Origin of the sequence: Pseudomonas sp. 5P_5.1_Bac1, from assembly GCF_025466015.1 — a bacterium.
Lineage (GTDB): Bacteria > Pseudomonadota > Gammaproteobacteria > Pseudomonadales > Pseudomonadaceae > Aquipseudomonas.
Map to the genome: position 1 here is coordinate 1 of NZ_JANLNX010000051.1, position 529 is coordinate 529.

The following is a 529-nucleotide window of genomic DNA, read 5'->3' on the forward strand; positions in this document are numbered from 1 at the left end:
TGGTGCGCCAGTTACTGGTGCAGTGACGCTCGCGGTGTAAGTGACGACGCCGCCTTCGGTCACGCTTGGGGTGGCGGTCAGGGTCACGGTGCTGGTGTCGATGCTGTCGGTGACAGCAGTCACTGCTGCAGTCGGACTGACCTCGAGGTGCTCGAAGTCGCCACCGGCGGTCCCAGTAATGGTCACACTGACGCTGCCCGCGTCGACATAAACGGTGTCTTTCGGCGCAGCGAAGGTGACGCTGCCTTCGGTGGCGTCCTTGGCGATAGTGATGGTTTCACCATTGCTCAAAGTGATCTTCATTTCGGTGCCAGCCGGGTTGGTCAGCTTGGCGGTGTAGACGATGTTGCCGCCTTCCTGGACGGAGCCGGTGGCGCTGAGCGTCAGACCAGTGGTGTCGAGGCGAGTTGGATCATCTGTGACGACGGTGGTCGGAGTGCCTGCAGTTTCCAGGTGCTCGTAGTTACCGCCCGTCACGCCGGTGATGCTGTTGGTCAGCGGAGTGTTGGTGTTCAACACGTTGTTAGGT

The 529-nt window shown here is 60.9% G+C and carries 1 protein-coding gene; it reads right to left on the bottom strand.

Translation table 11 applies throughout. From position 1 onward, the window contains the following. Window positions 1-529: immunoglobulin-like domain-containing protein (locus NTD82_RS10840; RefSeq protein ID WP_262128746.1), on the bottom strand; the 529-nt coding region annotated here is incomplete at both ends.